We start from the raw sequence: 15012 nt of genomic DNA, 5'->3' as shown, positions 1-15012 counted from the left end.
GAGAAAAAATCAGGCGGCCGGGGTATCCGGCGTCGCGCTCGCCTCGGCTGCGGTTGCGGGTGCTGCCGCTGCCGCCGGTGCCGACTGGCGGATGAAGTGGGTGCGGTAGTAGCGCAGCTCTTCCACGGACTCCAGGATATCGGCCAGCGCGGTGTGCAGCTGGCGCTTGATGAAGCCCTTGTGGATGGCCGGCTCCCAGCGCTTGCACAGCTCCTTGAGCGTGGAGACGTCGAGATTGCGATAGTGGAAGAACGCCTCCAGCTTGGGCATGTAGCGTGCCATGAAGCGGCGGTCCTGGCAGATCGAGTTGCCGCACATGGGCGACTTGCCGGCAGGCACCCAGCGCTTGAGGAAGGCCAGCAGCTCGACCTCGGCCTGGGCTTCGGTCAGGGTCGAGGCCTTGACCTTGTCGATCAGGCCCGAGCGGCCGTGGGTGCCCTTGTTCCAGTTGTCCATGCCATCGAGCACGGCGTCTTCCTGATGGATCACCAGCACCGGGCCTTCGGCCAGGATGTTGAGTTCGGAGTCCGTCACGACGATGGCGATCTCGATGATGCGGTCCGTGTCGGGCATCAGGCCGGTCATCTCCATGTCCAGCCAGATCAGGTTGTTTTCGCTCTTGACGGATTTGACGCCGCTGGGGACGTGGGTATTTTGGCTGGTCATCTGGACTGCAATCGAAAGAGAAGCAAAAGGGGGCGCGCCCGCGCTCCGGATCAGGAACACGGGGCAGCGGGCACGAACAACTTATAATTCTCGCATATCCGCCGCCGCCGCCGGTTCCAACGCGCTCGGAAACCCGCTTCGGCGGTCCGGCCGCCACCGCGTACGCCAAGGCTTCACACGACAAGGCTCTGCCCGATGTTCACGTTTCTGTTCCTAGCCGCCCTGATGCTGATGGTGCTGACCAAGCTCTGGCTGGCCGCCCGCCAGGTGCGCCATGTGGCGCAACACCGTCATGCGGTGCCTGCCCGCTTTGCCGACACCATTACGCTGTCGTCCCACCAGAAGGCGGCCGACTACACCATCGCCCGCACCCGGCTGTCGATGCTGGAAGTGCTGGCTGGCGCAGCGCTGCTGATCGTGCTGACCATGCTGGGCGGGCTGCAGTGGATCAACCAGTTCTGGATCGACACCTTCGGCCCGGGCTACGCCTACAGCGTGGCGCTGATCGCCAGCGTGGCCGTGATCGGGGGCCTGGTCGACCTGCCCTTCTCGCTCTACGGGCAGTTCGGCATCGAGCAGCGCTTTGGCTTTAACCGCATGGGCTGGAAGCTCTACCTGGCCGATATGCTCAAGATGACCGCCATTGGCTGCGTGCTAGGCCTGCCCTTGCTGCTCGCCGTGCTGTGGCTGATGGCACATATGGGCGAGTACTGGTGGGCCTGGACCTGGCTGACGTGGATCGCCTTCACCATCTTTGTGCAGATGATTGCCCCGTCGGTGATCATGCCGCTGTTCAACCGCTTCGAGCCGCTGGCCAATGCCTCGCTGGAAGCCCGCATCACGCGCCTGCTGCAGAAATGCGGCTTCCGCAGCCGCGGCCTGTTCGTGATGGACGGCAGCAAGCGCAGCGCGCACGGCAATGCCTACTTCACCGGGTTCGGCGCGGCCAAGCGCATCGTTTTCTTCGACACGCTGATGGAGCGCCTTGCCGATGACGAGATCGAAGCGGTGCTGGCGCATGAGCTTGGCCACTTCAAGCGGCGCCACATCCTCAAGGGCATGCTGGTCAGCTTTGCGCTGAGCCTGGTCTTCCTCGCCGCGCTGGGCTGGCTTTCCAGCCGCACGTGGTTCTACACCGGGCTGGGCGTGCTGCCCAACCTCGGCACCACCAATCACGCCCTTGCCCTCGTGCTGTTCTTCCTGACCTTGCCGGTATTCACCTTCCTGCTCGGCCCCCTGGCCAGCCAGACCTCGCGCCGCCATGAATTCGAGGCGGATGCGTTTGCGGCCGGCCAGACCGATGCCGGCCACCTGGTCTCTGCCCTCGTCAAGCTCTACAAGGACAATGCCTCTACCTTGACCCCCGACCCGATCTACAGCGCCTTCTACTACTCGCACCCACCGGCAGCACAGCGGATCGACCGCCTGCTGGCGCACGCATGAGCCGCGCCGCCAGCCGGGGAGGCCCGCAGCGCGCCCCAAGCCCTGCCAAAGCCAATGCCAATGGCGCCGCCGCCGAGGAGGCGCTGATCGTCGCCGCGCACGGGCGCCACTATGTGATCGAGCTGGACGACGGCAGCCGCCTGCACGGCTTCCCGCGCGGCAAGCGCAGCGAATGCGCGGTCGGCGACCGCGTCACCATCGAGCGCGCCGCGTCCGACCAGTGCGTGATCACCGGCTTCAAGCCGCGCAAGAACCTGCTGCATCGCTCGGACCAGTTCAAGTCCAAGCTGCTGGCCGCCAATATCGACCAGGTAGTGATCGTGCTGGCGACCGAGCCGGGCTTCTCGGAAGACCTGCTGGGCCGCGCGCTGGTGTCCGCCGAAGCACTGGGCATCCGCCCGCTGATCATCCTCAACAAGATCGACCTGACCGAGCGGCTGGAAGAAGCGCGCGGCCGCCTGGCGCTGTACCGCGGGCTTGGCTACGAGACGCTGTTCCTGTCGGTGCACGGTTCGCCAGATGATACGCTGGCGCAGTTGCGCCCGCAGCTGGCGCACCGCGCCAGCATCCTGATCGGCCAGTCGGGCATGGGCAAGTCCTCCCTGCTGAACCTGCTGATCCCGGGCGTGGAAGCACAAACCCGGGAAATCTCCGCCAAGCTGGATTCGGGCAAGCACACCACCACCTTCACCCGCCTCTACCACCTGCCCGCCAGCGTGGATGGCGAGGCCGATGGCGTGGATAGCGCGGATGGCGCAGATCCTCAAGCGCGCCAGCGTGGCTGCCTGATCGATTCGCCGGGTTTCCAGGAGTTCGGCCTGCACCACCTGAGCGAAGGCATGCTGGAGCGCGCGTTCCCTGAATTCCGCCCACGCCTGACCGAGTGCCGCTTCTACAATTGCCACCACATCAACGAACCCGGCTGCGGTGTGCTGGCGTCGATGAAGGCCGGCGAGATCTCCGGCCGGCGCCACCAGCTCTACATGCAGCTGCTGCACGAATCCCGCCAGCAAAAGCCGTGGTAAGGTAATCGGGCGCGCCGCCTGCAGGCAAACGGGCATGCAGCGCACCCGATCCCGATGAAACTACTGCTATCGACCCCTTCCCTCGTCCATGCCGCGCACTGCCAGAACGTGCTGGAAGCCGCCGGTATCCGCGCCGACCTGCGCAATACGTGGCTGGCTGGCGCCATGGGCGACATCCCGTTTCGCGAAAGCGCGCCCCAGGTCTGGCTGATCGACGATGAACGGGAGGCCGAGGCCTGGGAGGTATTGCACGCCGCAGCCAATCCGGCGCCGGGGCCGCGGTGGGCCTGCGTGTCCTGCGGGGAATGGCACGATGCGCAGTTCGGCTCGTGCTGGCAATGCGGCGCGCCGCGGCAACCCTGAAAGTGAAACGCCCGCGGCAAGCGCGGGCGTCGATGGTCAACGGTCAACGGATACAGCGGGGTTGGCTCAGCCCACCCAGAGCGCCAGCGACAACATCGCCAGCAGCAGCATCCACAGCACGACGGCACGCCACACCAGGCCGATGGCCGATTGCAGCGTACGCACGTTGGGCTCCACCCCGAATTCCGGCGCGACCGCCTCGGGCTCGCTATCGTCTTCCATGCCCGGTGCATAGTCCACCGCCGGGCCGGCCAGGCTGGTGCGCAGCACCACGGCAGTACTCTCTTCGGCCAGAGGCACCCCCAGGCGCACGCCAAGCGCGCCGCCGCCGCTGGCAAGCAGGATGCCGTTGACGGCATCGTTCCACTTGCGCGCATGGTTGCGCCACGCATAGACCGCATCCTCGAAATTGCCAACGATGGCAAAGCCGACCGAGGTCAGCCGCGAGGGAATCCAGTCCAGCAGGTAGAAGGCACGCGCGGCAAAGCGGCCCAGCGCGGGGCTGCGCTCCGTGGAGGGGATATTCCAGTGGCGCGCGAGGTACTCGGCGATGCGGTACAAGACCACGCCGCCCGGGCCGATCGGCACCAGGAACCAGAAGAACACCCCGAACACATGCCGGTGCACTGCCACGATGGCGGCTTCCAGGGTATGCCGCACGATTTCCGTGACCGGCATTTCGATGGTTTCGAGACCGGTCCACTGGTGCAGCAGCGCGCGGGCGCGCGGCAGGTCATCGCGGTTGAGCGCCTCGTGGATATCGGTGAAGAAGTGACTGAACTGCCGGAAACCCAGGGTGAGGTAGAGCAGCAGGACATTCCACGCCAGCGTGAGCGCCACGCTGATGGAGGCCAGCAGGTAGTGCACCACCATGGCGGTCAGCGTGAGCGGCAGCACCACCGTGAACCAGGCCAGCGCGGTATCGCGCGGGCGCCCGGTGTCAAAGGCATGCTCGGCGCGCTCGGCAAGAACGCGCACGATGTCGTAGATCGGATTGTTGCGGCCCAGGGCGCGGAACTGCTCGGCGATCAGCGCGAGGAGAACGGATACAAATGTCATCTCTGGTCTGGGTGTCGATGGCCAGGGCGCATCAGGCGGCGCGTGTGCCGGGCTGATCGCTTATCTTATCTATAGCGAGACGATAGCATACGGCAAACCCGCCCAGACAAAGCGCCGCTGCCCGCCGGCAAAGCGGGCGGGCTGCGGGCTGCCGAAGCAACGCCTCAGGGCAGGTCAAACACCAGCACTTCGGCACCATCGCCGTGCGCCAGGGTCACGGCCTCGGCGCCTTCGAGCTGTGCGGCATCGCCCGCTTCCAGCGCCTTGCCATTGACGGTGACGCGGCCACGCGCCACATGCACATAGGCCTTGCGCTTGGGCGCCAGCGCCAGCGTGGCGGACTCGTCTGCGTCAAACAAGCCGGCATACAGGCGCATGTCCTGATGGATCACCACCGAGCCCTCGGCGCCGTCGCGGCTGCCCACCAGGCGCAGCCGGCCGCGCTTGTCGGCCACCGGAAAGTGCTTTTCCTCGTAGCCGGGCTCAAGGTCGGACTTCTCCGGCAGGATCCAGATCTGCAGGAAGTGCGTGGTGTCGTGTGCGGCGTGGTTGTACTCCGAGTGCCGCACGCCGGTGCCCGCGCTCATGCGCTGCACGTCGCCGGGGCGGATCACGCTGCCGTTGCCCATGCTGTCCTTGTGGGCCAGCTCGCCTTCCAGCACATAGCTGATGATTTCCATGTCGCGGTGGCCATGGGTGCCAAAACCCATGCCCGGCGCTACACGGTCTTCGTTGATGACGCGCAGCGGCCCGAACTGCACGTGCTTGGGATCGTAGTAGTCCGCGAAGGAAAACGTATGGTATGACTTGAGCCAGCCATGATCGGCATAACCACGTTCACCCGCCTTTCTGATTTCAATCATTTTGACGGCCCTCCTTCAGGCCACATCGGCGCAGGAGCTGGGTTTATCCTAGTCCTGGCCTTGCGCAACGTTTCGATGCTAGGCAGTTTAGGGTGGCAGGCGTATATTTGGCGGACCGATCTTAGAAGCATTCATTCAGAAATTCTGAACATGGCACTCTCTCTCGAATCCCTGGAAGTTCTTGACGCCATCGAGCGCAAGGGCAGCTTTGCCGCCGCCGCGCACGAGATGGGCAAAGTGCCCTCCGCGCTCACCTATGTGGTGCGCAAGCTGGAGGAAGACCTGGACGTGCTGCTATTCGACCGACGCCGCCACCGCGCCGAGCTCACGCCCGCCGGGCGCGCCTTGCTGGACGAAGGCCGCCACCTGCTGCACGCCGCCGACGACCTGGCCCGCCGCGTCAAGCGGCTGGCCACCGGCTGGGAAGCCACCCTGACCATCGTGGTCGACGACCTGATCAATTTCCGCGCCCTGCTGCCGGTCATCCAGGATTTCTATGCCGAGAACGATGCCACCCGGCTGCGCTTTGCCAAGGAAGTGCTGGGCGGCGCGTGGGATGCACTGGTCAGCAGCCGCGCCGACCTGGTGATCGGCGGCGCCTACGATGCGCCGAGCACCCAGGGCTTCCAGGTGCGCCCGCTGGGTTCCATGCCCTTTGTCTTCGCGGTGGCCGCGCATCATCCGCTGGCGACCGAGCCCGGCCCGCTGACCACCCTGCAGATTGCCAAGCACCGCATCGTGGCCGTGGGCGATACCTCGCGCAACCTGCCCGCCCGCACCCATGGCGTGCTCGCCGGGCAGGACGTGCTGGTGGTGCCCACCATGCGCGACAAGCTCGAAGCCCAGATCCGCGGCCTGGGCTGCGGCTGGCTGCCGGCGCCCATGGCGCAGCCCTTTATCGAAAGCGGCGTGCTGCAGGCACGCGAGACCCTGGAGGTACGCGCCCCCGGCAATTTCAAGGTAGCCTGGCGCACCAGCACGCGCGGCAAGGCGCTGCAATGGTGGGCCAACAAGCTGGACGACCCGCGCCTGGCGCAAGCCCTGCTCCAGCAGCAGCCGGGCCAGCCTGACTAAGCACCAGACCCATCGCCGGACCCATCACCGCCTAACACCTGCTTTCGTCATGCCTACCCGCCCTAGCCCGGCGCCCAGCTACCGGGGCCGCTTTGCGCCCTCCCCCACCGGCCCGTTGCACATGGGCTCGCTGGTCACCGCGCTGGCCAGCTGGCTCGACGCACGCGCCCATCTAGGCAGCTGGCTGGTGCGCGTCGAGGACATCGACTATCCGCGCTGCGTGCGCGGCGCGGACCAGCAGATCCTGCGCGCCCTGGCGCGGCTCGGCCTGCATCCGGACGAGCCGCCGCAATGGCAGAGCCGGCGCGAAGCGCTGTACGCCGAAGCGCTGCGCCAGCTCGATGCCGACCATCGGACTTATCCCTGTGGATGCTCGCGCAAGGAAATCGCCGACTCGCTGCTGCATGCGCGTGAGCGCCACCAGACACTCGGGTATCCCGGCACCTGCCGCGACGGCCTGCATGGCAAGCTGCCCCGCGCCTGGCGGGTGCGGGTGCCAGACGGCGACGCTGCGCTGATCTGCTTCGAGGACCGCTGGCAAGGCCGGCAATGCCAGGACCTCGCGACCGAGCTCGGCGACTTCGTGCTGCGCCGCGCCGATGGCTTGTGGGCTTACCAGCTAGCGGTAGTGGTCGACGATGGCCACCAGGGCATCACGCATATCGTGCGCGGCGCCGACCTGCTCGACTCCACGCCGCGGCAGATCCACCTGCAGCATCTGCTGGGGCTGCCCACGCCGTCGTACCTGCACGTGCCGGTGGTGACCAACGCGCTGGGCGAGAAGCTCAGCAAGCAAAGCGGCGCGCAGGCCATCGACGACCTCGATCCGCTGGCGGCACTGCGCACGGCCGGCGCGCACCTGGGACTGGCGAGCGCGGCGCAATCGGTGGAGAGCTGGCTGAGCGATGCCACTGCCGGCTGGGCGGCCTTGCTGGAACGCCTGCCCGCCCAGGCGCACGGCGAAGCGACGACGCCCCCCTGAATGGCATGAGGCCCAAAACAAGACAGGCGCCCGAAGGCGCCTGTCTTGCTGGCTGCGGCGGCAGCGATCCGCTACGCGCGGTGCCGCTCCGTGGCGCTCAGGACTTGCGCGGCACGCCGCCCAGCAGCGCCGCCAGCTGCCGCTTGGGCGCCGGACGGCCGCGGCCAAAGGCGGCGGCATTGTTGTCCGTCACGTCGGGCTGCGCGGCAATCGCCGCGGCGCTCGGCTCGTAGGGACGCGAGAAGAAGGAATCGTCGGAGGGGCGGAACGTGTTGCGCGAGCTGGCCGGATCGTTGCGGCGCGCACGCGGCTCCTCGCCGTCGCCATTGGCGCGCGGGCGGCGCATTTCGGTGCGGGCACGGCGGCGGTCATTCTCGTCTGCGCGGGCGCCGGCGCCGGTGGGGTCGAACCCCACCAGCGCGGTACGCGGCAGGCTGCGCTTGAGCAGCTTCTCGATATCAACCAGCAGGCGCTCATCGGCCGGCACGTAGATCGACAGGGCATCGCCACTGGCGCCGGCACGGCCGGTACGGCCGATGCGGTGGATGTAGTCTTCGGCGCTGAACGGCAGGTCGAAGTTGATCACGCAGGGCATGTCGGGAATGTCGAGGCCGCGCGCCGCCACGTCGGTGGCGACCAGCGCATCGATATTGCCTTGCTTGAAGCCATCCAGCGTCTGCATGCGCTCGGTCTGGGTCTTGTCGCCGTGGATGGCGGCGGCGTTGATGCCTTCGCGCTCCAGGTGGCGCGCCAGGCGCGAGCAGCCGATCTTGCTGTTGACGAAGACGATGCACTGGCGCGACAGGCCTTCGGCAGCGCGCGTCTTCAGCAGGTGCACCACGGCGGCCTGCTTGTGGCCGTCTTCGACCTGGAACACGGTCTGGCGCACGTTCTCGTTGGCCGAGTTGCTGCGCGCCACTTCGATGGTGACCGGCTGGCGCAGGTAGCTGGCGGCCAGCCGCTTGATTTCGTTCGAGAAGGTGGCCGAGAACAGCAGCGTCTGGCGCTGTGCCGGCAGCAGGTTGATGATGCGCTGCAGGTCGGGCAGGAAACCCATGTCGAGCATGCGGTCGGCCTCGTCCAGCACCAGCATCTGCACTTGCGACAGGTTCACCGATTTTTGCTGCACGTGGTCGAGCAGCCGGCCCGGGGTTGCCACCAGGATTTCCACGCCGCGGCGCAGGGCCTCGGTCTGCGGGTTCATGTCCACGCCGCCGAACACCACCGTGCTGCGCAGGTCCGTGAAGCGCGCGTAGCGGGCCACGTTGTCGTAGACCTGGTCGGCCAGTTCGCGGGTGGGGGTGAGCATCAGGGCGCGCACCGGATGGCGGGCCGGCGAGGCGCTGGCGCTGGCCAGCGGCAAGAGGCGCTGGATGATCGGCAGCGCAAAGCCGGCGGTCTTGCCGGTGCCGGTCTGGGCGGCGCCCATCACGTCCTTGCCCAGCAGCACCACGGGAATCGCCTGCTCCTGGATGGGAGTGGGCTTGGTGTAGCCCTGCTCGGACAGCGCACGCTGGATGCGCGCATCCAGCCCGAAGCTGTCGAAGGTGATCTCGGGGGTGGTCTGGTCAGTGGTCGTAGTCGTCATGGTTTCCGTGTCTTGCAGGAGGCGAACCCGGCGCCAACGGACACGCGTCTTGAACCGAGCGGGGGAGATCTGCGCATGGATTTAGGGGCCGGCCGCGTGGGGCGCGCTGTGTTGCCGCACGCCACTGCAAGCCGTCGTCTGTCCGTGCCTCTGCGGGCAATTCCGCCGCGCGATCAATAGCTCATGTAAATCAAAGACTTAGATTGTAGCATTAGCGGCCCATTTAAGGGTAGTGCGGGTGTGGCGGCTACGCCAGTTTCGGCGCCGCGGATTTCAACTTTATGTCACCGGGCGCGTGCTCGCCGTGTTGCGGTCAAGTCGCGGCCGGCCTACGAGTCCGCCGAACTGGACGCCGGCGTCCCGTAAATGTTAAAAATAACAAAAACGATCAATAACGCACGAAAAACCACCTAATATCCCAATTTTTCGTGTTGCGCCATCGCCGCCTGGGCGGCGTCTTATCGATTTGCCGAGGAAACACACCATGACGACAGAAGGCCTGGGTAACCGTGTGAAACGACTGCTGACCGCCAATGTGCACGCACTGGTCAGCTCGCTGGAGGCGCGCACGCCGCAAGCCGTGCTCGAGCAGTACCTGCGCGAGTTTGACGAGGTGATCGCGCAGGCGCGGGTCGGGCTGGGCCAGCACGAGGCCGCCAAGCATCAGGCCGCCAAGGCCATCGCGCGGCTCAACAACGAGATCGAGCGGCTCGACGAACAAGTCACGGTGGCGCTCCACCACGGCGACGACGCCGCGGCGCGCGCGGGCACCGAGCGCCAGATCGACCTCGAGGACCAGCTCGGCACGCTCAACGGCAGCCTGCAGGAAGCCGTTGAAAAATCCGAGGCGGCCGAAGCCGACCTGCTTGGCCTGCGCGCCAAGCGCGCCGAGATGGAGCAGGCGCTGGCCGGCATGGTGGCCGCGCGCGCAGCCGCCGAGCGCGCGGGCGCGGGCGTTGGCGCCGCGCCAGGCACCAGCGCCGGCGCGCGTGCCGAACAACTCGAGCAAGGCTTCAACCGCGCCATGACCGGCGCCACCGGCGTGGCCGGGCTCGGCGCCGGCAGCTCCAGCGCCGATGCCTCCTTGCTCAAGCGGCTGGAGACACTGCACAAGGAACAGCGCATCAACGAGCGCCTCGAGCGCCTGAAGGCCGCACGCGGCGCGGCGCGCTCCTGAGCGCCGCACACCAAACACCGGCTCCGCCGATCCCGACCGCTTCAGCACAATAAGAAAGCCGAAATGAATCAGCTGTTATTGCCGGGCAATGCCCCGTTCGTGGTGGCGATTGGCTTGATGGTAGTCATCGGCGTGCTGGAGGCGCTGGCCCTGCTGCTTGGCCTCGCCCTGTCGCAGCAGGCCGACAGCTTCCTGGTCACGCATTTCGCGCTGGACCACACCGACGCCAGCGCGGCCGATGCCGGCGCCATCGGCCAGTTTCTCGGCTGGCTGCACGTGGGCCGCGTGCCGCTGCTGATGCTGATTGTGCTGTTCCTGATGGGCTTTGCCATCGTCGGCCTGATCCTCCAATGGGTGATCGCTGCCGTGGCCGGCCACCTGCTGCCCGTGCCGCTCGCGGTGGTGCTCGCCACGCTGGGCGCCCTGCCCTTCGTGCGCGCCACCGGCGGCGTGGTGGGTCGCTATTTTCCGCAGGATGAATCCTCCGCCATCTCCGAACTCGACTTCGTCGGGCGCGTTGCCCAGGTCACGCTCGGCGAGGCCTCGGCCGGCAATCCGGCGCAAGCGCGCCTGGTGGATGAGTATGGCCAGGCCCACTACCTGCGCGTCGAGCCGGACGAGCCTGGCCAGCGTTTTCCGCGCGGCGAAACCGTACTGATCGTCGCGCGCACCTCCGGCACCTTGTATCGCGCCATCGTCAACCCGCGGCCCGATCTGCTGTAGGCCACACGCGGACGCAAGCCGTCCGCGGTATTTTTTCCAAGTTCCAAGGGAGCATCAGAACCAATATGGATTCCATCATCTTCTGGGGTGTCATCGGCCTGGCCGGCGTACTCGGCCTGTGCATCATCGGCTTGATCTTCTCGCGCCTGTACACGCGCGCATCGGCCGAGCGCGCCTTCGTGCGTACCGGGCTGGGCGGGCAAAAGGTGATCATGAGCGGCGGCGCCATCGTGCTGCCGGTGTTCCATGAAATCATCCCAATCAACATGAACACGCTCAAGCTGGAGGTCAGCCGTGCCTCACGCGACAGCCTGATCACCAAGGACCGCATGCGCGTGGATGTGGTGGTGGCGTTCTTCGTGCGCGTCAAACCCACCGTGGAAGGCGTGTCCACCGCCGCGCAAACGCTGGGCCAGCGCACGCTGGCGCCGGAGAGCCTGCGCGCGCTGGTGGACGACAAGTTCGTCGACGCGCTGCGCTCCACCGCGGCGCAGATGAGCATGCAGGACCTGCAGGATGCGCGCGAGCAGTTCGTGCAGGGCGTGCAGAACACCGTGGCCGAAGACCTGACCAAGAACGGGCTGGAACTGGAGAGCGTGTCGCTCACCAACTTCAACCAGACCTCGAAGGAGTTCTTCGACCCCAACAACGCCTTCGATGCCGAGGGCCTGACCAAGCTCACGCAGGAAACCGAGCGCCGCCGCAAGGAACGCAACGAAGTCGAGCAGGACACCGAGGTCTCCGTGCGCGAGAAGAACCGCGACGCGCTGGCCAAGAAGCTGGAGATCGAGCAGCAGGAATCGTTCATGAAGCTCGAGCAGGAACAGCAGGTGAAGACCCGCACCGCCGAGCAGAACGCGCGCATCGCGTCCTACGAGGCCGAGCGCAAGCAGGAGGCCGAGCAAAGCCGCATCACCGCCGAGCGCCAGGTGCAGGAGTCCGAGATCCAGCGCGAGCAGGCCGTGCGCACGCGCAAGGTGGAAGCCGAGCGCGACGTGCGGGTCAAGGAAATCGAGCAGCAGCGCGTCACCCAGATGGCGGCCATCGAGCAGGCCAAGGTGACGGAAATCGCCGAACAGGAAAAGGCCATCGTGATCGCCGCCAAATCGGAAGCGCAATCGCAGGCGCAGGGGCGCGCCAACGAGGCGCTGGCTGAAGCGGTCAAGGCAGAGCAGATGGTGGAGACCACACGGCGCACCGCTGAAGCCGACCGGGCCAAGCAGGTGGCCCTGATCGAGGCCGCGCAGGAGGCCGAGACCCAGGCGGTGCACGTCACCACGCAGGCGCGCGCCGAGCGCGAGGCAGCGCAGATGCAGGCCACCGCCATCGTCGAACTGGCCGAGGCCGCACGCAAGAAGGGCCTGGCCGAAGCCGAGGCGCAGCGCGCGCTCAACGACGCCATCAACGCGCTGTCGTCGGACCAGACCAGCCTGAAGTTCAAGCTGGCGCTGCTGCAGGCGCTGCCGGGCGTGATCCAGCAGAGCGTGGAGCCGATGAAGGCGATCGATGGCATCAAGATCATCCAGGTCGACGGCCTCAACCGCGGCGGCGCGGCGCCAGCCGGCGGCGCAGGCAACGGTGGCGGCAATGGAAATGGCAACGGCAATCTCGCGGAGCAGGCGATGTCCGCCGCGCTGTCCTACCGCGCGCATGCGCCGCTGATCGATTCGTTGCTCAAGGAAGTGGGCTTGGCCGGCGGCTCGCTGCAGGGCCTGGTTCCCAGCCTCGCGGCCGCGCAAGCGGCATCGCACACGGACGACGCGCAGGTCTTGCCGCTGAAGCACGCCAGCCATGCCGCCAACGCGCCGGAGATCGAACCGGGAAGCAACGCCAGCAACTGACGGCTGGCCGACCGGCGAATAGGCTAATGGGCTAATGGGCTAATGGGCTAATGGGCTAATGGGCTAATGGGCTAAGAGGCTTACCGGCCAAGCGGGGGGCCACATGCATTCACTGCATGCGGCCCTTTTTTCCATTGCGGCTTAATCCAGTTTCGCGCCCGACTCCGCCACCAGCGTCTTCCACACCGGCCATTCCCGCGCAAAGATGGCTTGCGACTGGGCAGGCGTGCTGCCCACCGGGCGCAGGCCCAGCGCGGCGAAACGCGCCTGCATGTCCGGCGCCTGGATCAGCGCGCGCACCTCTTCATCCAGCTTCGCCACCACCGGCGCGGGCGTGCCGACCGGCGCCAGCAACCCAATCCAGCCCAACACCTTGAACGCGTTGTCGTCCATGCCCGCCTCGGCGAAGGTCGGCAGGTCCGGCAGCACCGGGCTGCGCTGCGTGCCCGTCACCGCGATGGCCTTGAGCTTGCCGCTCTGGATGTAAGGCTTGGCCGACAGCACGCTGGCCACGGCCCACTGCACCTGGCCGCCAAGCAGGTCCTGCAGCATGGGGGCCTCGCCCTTGTACGGCACGTGCACCATATCGCCATGCGTGACCTTGCTGAAATACGCGCCGGCGAGGTGCGGATACGAGCCGACACCCCAGGAGGCATAGCTGACCTTTCCCTTGTGAGCGCGGCCGTAGTCGGCCAACTCCTTGACTGACTTGACCGGCAGCGATGGCGTGGTGACCAGCACCAGCGGCGCATCGGCGATCACGTTGACCAGCGTCAGGTCCTTGCGCGGATCGTAGGGCAGCCGGTTGTAGAGGAACTGGTTGGTCAGCACGGACTGCGTGATCGTGACCAGCAGCGTGTAGCCGTCCGGCGCCGCCTTGGCCACCGCGTCCGTGCCGATGATGCCGGAGGCGCCGGCCTTGTTGTCCACGATGATGGGCTGGCCGAGCTTCTTGCTCAGCTTCTCGCCCAGCGCGCGCGCCACGATATCGCTGCCGCCGCCGGCTGCATAGGGCACCACCACGCGCACCGGCTTGGCCGGGTAAGCATCAGCCATGGCGTGGGAAGTCATCAGGGAAGTGCCGCCAAGGGCAAGCGCAAGCAAAGCGCGTCGAACCATGCCTAGTCTCCAGAAATCTTCTTTTATTGGTCGGGACATGCTTACCGACTTGAGAAAATACGTCCAATGCAATATTTTTCAGTTTTCCATGCAGAAAAAGCAAAATCATGGGCCTGCGCCGCCTGCATCATTTCGTCACCCTGATCGAGCAAGGCAGCTTTGCCCGCGCCGCCACCGCGCTGCACCTGTCGCAACCGGCGCTCTCGCGCAGCATCCAGGGCCTGGAAGACGAGTTCGGCAGCCAGCTGCTGGACCGCAGCTACGGCAAGGCGCGCCCCACGGCCTCCGGCAGCATCGTGCTGGAGCGGGCGCGCCGCATGCTGCGCGAAGGCCGCGAGCTGCGGCGCGACCTGGAACTGCTGCGCGACGTGGAGATGGGCGAAGTGAGCGTAGGCTTTGGCCCGTTTGCCGCGGCCATCCTGATGGAGCCCGTGCTGACGGCGCTGCTGGCGCGCTATCCCAAGCTGCGAATCGACATCGAGATCGCGGACACGCCTTCGATGGTGCAAAAGCTCAAGGCCGAGCAGCTGGATTTTTTTGTGGGCGAGAGCCAGAGCCTGAAGGATGAAGCGCAGTTGCGGATCGACCGCCTGCGCTCGCTGGAGACCAGCTTCTTCGTGCGCAGCGGCCATGCGCTGGCCGCGCGCGGGGCGGCCGCGCTGACCGGCCTGCTGGCGTTTCCCGTGGCCGGCCCGCGCATCCCGGCGCGGGTGGCGGACTTCTTTCGCGAGCGCATCCGGGCGGAGGCTGGCGAGGGCGCGCGCGAGTTGCTCACGGTGACCTGCGACGACATGCACACGCTGCGCACGCTGATCCTCAACACCGACGCCATCGGCCTGGTGCCCAGGGCCATGATGACCGCGGAGCAAGCCAGCGGCGCGCTCGTGGCCCTGCAGGTCACGCCGCCAATCGATCTCAAGGCCGCGTATGGGCTGGTCTCGCTCGCCGGGCGCTCGCTGTCGCCGGCGGCGCAGGCGCTGGTCGGCCTGGTTCACCAGATCCTGCCGGGGCCGCCCGCGATGCACGACAAGCTGCCTCTGCCCGGCCTGTCCGACTTGCCCGCCTCGTAGCCGCCCAAAGCGGAGCAAA

At 66.8% G+C, this 15012-nt stretch carries 14 protein-coding genes; 9 read left to right on the top strand and 5 right to left on the bottom strand.

Translation table 11 applies throughout. The annotated features are described in order from the left end of the window. Window positions 1-9 precede the first annotated feature (9 nt). The gene (gene orn / locus AC1RQC_RS05130; RefSeq protein ID WP_492813742.1) at window positions 10-666 is read right to left on the bottom strand and encodes an oligoribonuclease; all 657 of its coding nucleotides are present in this window, start codon (window positions 664-666) and stop codon (window positions 10-12) included. A 195-nt stretch (window positions 667-861) separates the two neighbouring features. On the opposite strand from orn, the gene AC1RQC_RS05125 reads away from it, so the two are divergent. Genes AC1RQC_RS05125 through AC1RQC_RS05115 form a run of 3 tightly spaced genes read left to right on the top strand, consistent with a single transcriptional unit; the run spans window position 862 to window position 3497 of the window. Then, window positions 862-2109, top strand: a complete 1248-nt coding sequence (locus AC1RQC_RS05125; protein ID WP_492375435.1) for a M48 family metallopeptidase — start codon at window positions 862-864, stop codon at window positions 2107-2109. Continuing rightward, the gene (gene rsgA / locus AC1RQC_RS05120) at window positions 2106-3134 is read left to right on the top strand and encodes a ribosome small subunit-dependent GTPase A (protein WP_492882587.1); all 1029 of its coding nucleotides are present in this window, start codon (window positions 2106-2108) and stop codon (window positions 3132-3134) included. Before AC1RQC_RS05125 ends, rsgA begins: the two co-directional genes overlap by 4 nt. Before the next feature lie 54 nt (window positions 3135-3188). Next, the gene (locus AC1RQC_RS05115) at window positions 3189-3497 is read left to right on the top strand and encodes a putative signal transducing protein (RefSeq protein WP_150990815.1); all 309 of its coding nucleotides are present in this window, start codon (window positions 3189-3191) and stop codon (window positions 3495-3497) included. A 66-nt stretch (window positions 3498-3563) separates the two neighbouring features. On the opposite strand, the gene AC1RQC_RS05110 is transcribed toward AC1RQC_RS05115, so the two are convergent. Continuing rightward, on the bottom strand, window positions 3564-4556 hold the full coding sequence (locus tag AC1RQC_RS05110; protein ID WP_253931787.1) for a CobD/CbiB family protein: 993 nt from the start codon (window positions 4554-4556) through the stop codon (window positions 3564-3566). A 164-nt stretch (window positions 4557-4720) separates the two neighbouring features. Next, entirely contained in the window at window positions 4721-5419 is a 699-nt protein-coding gene (locus tag AC1RQC_RS05105; protein ID WP_492882586.1) for a pirin family protein, read from the bottom strand. Window positions 5420-5569: 150 nt separating this feature from the next. On the opposite strand from AC1RQC_RS05105, the gene AC1RQC_RS05100 reads away from it, so the two are divergent. Continuing rightward, entirely contained in the window at window positions 5570-6493 is a 924-nt protein-coding gene (locus tag AC1RQC_RS05100) for a LysR family transcriptional regulator (RefSeq protein ID WP_309403664.1), read from the top strand. Between the two features lie 49 nt (window positions 6494-6542). Beyond that, window positions 6543-7475, top strand: coding sequence for a tRNA glutamyl-Q(34) synthetase GluQRS (gene gluQRS, locus AC1RQC_RS05095; RefSeq protein WP_492882585.1), 933 nt, complete (start codon window positions 6543-6545; stop codon window positions 7473-7475). 97 nt (window positions 7476-7572) lie between these two features. Here the strand turns inward: gluQRS and AC1RQC_RS05090 are convergent, their stop codons facing one another. Continuing rightward, window positions 7573-9063, bottom strand: a complete 1491-nt coding sequence (locus AC1RQC_RS05090) for a DEAD/DEAH box helicase (RefSeq protein ID WP_492831078.1) — start codon at window positions 9061-9063, stop codon at window positions 7573-7575. Window positions 9064-9547: 484 nt separating this feature from the next. Here AC1RQC_RS05090 and AC1RQC_RS05085 point away from each other — a divergent pair, with 484 nt between their 5' ends. From AC1RQC_RS05085 to AC1RQC_RS05075, 3 genes are all read left to right on the top strand, one after another. Beyond that, window positions 9548-10240 carry a PspA/IM30 family protein gene (locus AC1RQC_RS05085; protein ID WP_492882584.1) on the top strand — a complete coding sequence of 231 codons (693 nt, stop codon included), beginning with the start codon at window positions 9548-9550 and terminating at the stop codon, window positions 10238-10240. Window positions 10241-10303: 63 nt separating this feature from the next. Beyond that, window positions 10304-10963: a YqiJ family protein gene (locus AC1RQC_RS05080; RefSeq protein ID WP_492882583.1), complete on the top strand. Its 660-nt coding sequence runs from the start codon at window positions 10304-10306 to the stop codon at window positions 10961-10963. A 65-nt stretch (window positions 10964-11028) separates the two neighbouring features. Continuing rightward, window positions 11029-12804, top strand: a complete 1776-nt coding sequence (locus AC1RQC_RS05075) for a flotillin family protein (protein WP_492827650.1) — start codon at window positions 11029-11031, stop codon at window positions 12802-12804. 141 nt (window positions 12805-12945) lie between these two features. Here the strand turns inward: AC1RQC_RS05075 and AC1RQC_RS05070 are convergent, their stop codons facing one another. After that, window positions 12946-13923: a Bug family tripartite tricarboxylate transporter substrate binding protein gene (locus AC1RQC_RS05070; RefSeq protein ID WP_492375442.1), complete on the bottom strand. Its 978-nt coding sequence runs from the start codon at window positions 13921-13923 to the stop codon at window positions 12946-12948. Between the two features lie 107 nt (window positions 13924-14030). Here AC1RQC_RS05070 and AC1RQC_RS05065 point away from each other — a divergent pair, with 107 nt between their 5' ends. Then, entirely contained in the window at window positions 14031-14993 is a 963-nt protein-coding gene (locus AC1RQC_RS05065; protein ID WP_492375443.1) for a LysR family transcriptional regulator, read from the top strand. Window positions 14994-15012 lie beyond the last annotated feature (19 nt).

This window comes from Cupriavidus sp. GW822-FHT03E04 (assembly GCF_058801495.1).
Note: the sequence above shows the minus strand (reverse complement) of the source record. Positions and strands in the feature narration are given on the sequence as shown.

Excerpts from the sequence above, each read along its gene's own strand:
- AC1RQC_RS05100 (WP_309403664.1), top strand. The coding sequence starts at position 5,570 with ATGGCACTCTCTCTCGAATCCCTGGAAGTTCTTGACGCCATCGAGCGC.
- AC1RQC_RS05085 (WP_492882584.1), top strand. The coding sequence starts at position 9,548 with ATGACGACAGAAGGCCTGGGTAACCGTGTGAAACGACTGCTGACCGCC.
- AC1RQC_RS05065 (WP_492375443.1), top strand. The coding sequence starts at position 14,031 with ATGGGCCTGCGCCGCCTGCATCATTTCGTCACCCTGATCGAGCAAGGC.
- AC1RQC_RS05070 (WP_492375442.1), bottom strand. The coding sequence starts at position 13,923 with ATGGTTCGACGCGCTTTGCTTGCGCTTGCCCTTGGCGGCACTTCCCTG.
- orn (WP_492813742.1), bottom strand. The coding sequence starts at position 666 with ATGACCAGCCAAAATACCCACGTCCCCAGCGGCGTCAAATCCGTCAAG.
- AC1RQC_RS05080 (WP_492882583.1), top strand. The coding sequence starts at position 10,304 with ATGAATCAGCTGTTATTGCCGGGCAATGCCCCGTTCGTGGTGGCGATT.
- gluQRS (WP_492882585.1), top strand. The coding sequence starts at position 6,543 with ATGCCTACCCGCCCTAGCCCGGCGCCCAGCTACCGGGGCCGCTTTGCG.
- rsgA (WP_492882587.1), top strand. The coding sequence starts at position 2,106 with ATGAGCCGCGCCGCCAGCCGGGGAGGCCCGCAGCGCGCCCCAAGCCCT.
- AC1RQC_RS05125 (WP_492375435.1), top strand. The coding sequence starts at position 862 with ATGTTCACGTTTCTGTTCCTAGCCGCCCTGATGCTGATGGTGCTGACC.
- AC1RQC_RS05115 (WP_150990815.1), top strand. The coding sequence starts at position 3,189 with ATGAAACTACTGCTATCGACCCCTTCCCTCGTCCATGCCGCGCACTGC.
- AC1RQC_RS05090 (WP_492831078.1), bottom strand. The coding sequence starts at position 9,063 with ATGACGACTACGACCACTGACCAGACCACCCCCGAGATCACCTTCGAC.
- AC1RQC_RS05105 (WP_492882586.1), bottom strand. The coding sequence starts at position 5,419 with ATGATTGAAATCAGAAAGGCGGGTGAACGTGGTTATGCCGATCATGGC.
- AC1RQC_RS05110 (WP_253931787.1), bottom strand. The coding sequence starts at position 4,556 with ATGACATTTGTATCCGTTCTCCTCGCGCTGATCGCCGAGCAGTTCCGC.
- AC1RQC_RS05075 (WP_492827650.1), top strand. The coding sequence starts at position 11,029 with ATGGATTCCATCATCTTCTGGGGTGTCATCGGCCTGGCCGGCGTACTC.